Source organism: Escherichia sp. KCJ4928, from assembly GCF_004352695.1.
In the GTDB taxonomy this organism is placed as follows: domain Bacteria; phylum Pseudomonadota; class Gammaproteobacteria; order Enterobacterales; family Enterobacteriaceae; genus ECMA0423.
Window position 1 is genome coordinate 1 of record NZ_SJWV01000329.1, and the last position, 2,466, is coordinate 2,466.

1 protein-coding gene and 1 pseudogene are annotated in these 2,466 nt (G+C 54.7%); both read right to left on the reverse strand.

Features of this window, described 5'->3' with window-relative positions; genetic code table 11:
- Positions 1–134, reverse strand: a pseudogene (locus E0D98_RS28485) (RHS element protein dsORF-e4); the annotation flags it as partial.
- Positions 135–145: 11 nt separating this feature from the next.
- The coding region (gene tssI / locus E0D98_RS28140; protein ID WP_240723753.1) for a type VI secretion system tip protein TssI/VgrG at positions 146–2,466 on the reverse strand (2,321 nt) is incomplete at its 5' end.

A 2,466-nucleotide genomic window follows, 5' to 3' on the forward strand; every position in this document is an offset into this window, starting at 1 on the left:
ATTTTATATATATCACTGTATTTCCCTGTCTGATATAAACCACGAAAGATATTAACTTCTTGTCTAGCTGGCTCTATGTCCACTGGAGAACAACCACACAATAAAAATAAAACTAAAAATATATATTTTTTCATATTTCCTCCTGTTAATTGACCCAGCATTCTTGCCACGTTCTACAAGCCAGAGTCATAACTGAAGCGTCAACACCTGCACCGATACCAACAGATTCTGTCGATGATTCTGGATTATCAACATCCACTACATAAGTATACGCAAAATGCCCCCCAACTCCGCCGCCAACCGTTACACCTACTGAATTGCTGACTCCCGATGTAGGTAAAGACTTGGTCTCAGAATATGTGATAGCCGCATTTATCCCACCACCAATTCCTGCATGTCCGCATGCTGTAGCATAAATACAAATATCAGATAACATTTCACCTTTCTTTTTAGCAAACGCAACGCCAAGTCCTGCATGACCACCTAATGATATTAGATCTCCACTGCCAGTAATATCAATTGATGATGTTCCATATGAATCATCATGCCAAACATCATATAATAATTGATATAAATTATACAAACCCAAAGGATCCATCCTTATTATCGGATTCAGTGGGTAATTATACAGGTTCCATCCCCCCGCCAGCCCAATGGGGTCTTGTGTAATATACCTCCCCTGTAGCGGGTCATAGTACCGGTTCCGGTTATAGTACAGCCCTGATTCCTCATCATGCTGCTGCCCCGGCAGACGGTATGGCTGGTGCAGGTAATACGGGTTCTCTTCATTAAGCTGGTTGCCCCATTCATCATACTCCCCGCGCCACGCCGTATTGCCGTCTTCGCTGATGAGCGCCAGCGGCAGGCCCCGGTGGTCGCAGTGGTAAAAATGAACTTTTCGCGCCGGTGTGTATTCCGGCTCCACCTGTCTGGCCAGTTGCTCCACCGTCAGCCCGCACTGCGCAAGCCACGCCCGGCTTTCACTGCTCACGCGGTCTGCCCGGATTTCTTCCTCCAGCCTGTCCAGCAGCCGCACCAGTTCAGCCGGAAATACCACGCCGTGCCCGTCCTCGCTCCCTTCCTGCTGCAGCTTCTCCGCCAGGCTGCGGCGCTGCGCTTTCTCCCGCTCGCCGTTGTCTGTTTCGATGCGGATGAGCGGCGCGAAGCTCCCCGGCTGATATACCGTCTGGATACGCGTGGTGTCGGTCTGTACCGTCGTCAGCCGGTCGCCGTCCCACCCGTACCACGTCATCTCCGGTTTACGCGACAGCGACATCCACCCCGTCAGGTCACGCTCCCGCCGCCATACCCGTTTCGCCATTCGCCGTCCCAGCGGGTCGTAGAGGTAGCGGCTCTCGACCAGTGGCTCGCCATGCTGTATCCGCGTGTAGAACACCAGACGGTGCTGGCTGTCGTAGTGGTAGTGGTGGGTCCGCTCGTCGTCCGTCCGGATAACACCCGCCGGGATAAGGTCCGTCTTCTCCGTCAGTCTGCCGTATTCATCATAGTGGTAAACATAGTGCGCATCCTCTGCGATGCGGTTATTCAGCACCTCGGTGTTCATGTTCTTCTGCGCGTGGATGTAGACCTGTTCTTTCCCTGTCGCATCGTCAAACTTCAGTTCATTAAACCCGCTGCCCTTATAGGTTTTCGAACGAATGGTCATCTGCGTCTTTGTTCCCGGCAGGCTGCCGGGTGTGCGGTTTTCCTGGTGGTAGGTGCGCCCCATAATGATCGGCTGGTCCGGATCGCCGTTGAGGAAGTCCACAATCACCTCCTGACCCACACGCGGTATCGCCAGGTTACCGAATCCGGTGCCTGCCCACGCCTGTGCCACACGGATCCAGCATGAACTGTCCTGGTTTGACGGGTTATAACGGTCCCAGTTAAATTTCACCCGCACGCGGCCATGTTCATCACAGAAGATTTCCTCGCCTGCCGGTCCCGTCACGACAGCGCTCTGCGGGCCGTCCACCAGCGGTTTCAGCAACGGCTGTGGTCGCCATGTTCTGTCTGCCGGGATCACCGCAAAGTGATTATTCAGCGTGGTGCCTGAACCACTGCGTCCCGGTACCGCCTGCGGCTGTTCGCCGTGAAGATCGCTCGCCACCACCTGCCATTCCCGGTTCAGGTTCGCCTGCGGATGCCCCGTCAGCGCAATTCGCCGTCCCGGCCATATCTCCGGAGAACGGCTTGTTCCGCGCGCCACTTCGGCGTTGTTTCGCCAGCTATCCATCTGCCAGCGGGCAAAGTTCTGCCCGTGGGCCCCCTTGAAACGTCCGGGGTAGTCATACACTTCATACTGTGTGCGCTGGTAATCCTGGTGCTGGCCTTCCTGATCAAAACGTCCGGCCCAGCCGGGGCGTTTAAAGGTGTAGTCTTTGGTCACCACGGAAGAAGGGCGGATTTGTGCGCTGTAGCGGAACTGGCTGATGCAGAGGGTGCTCACCTCGGTACGGGTGTTCG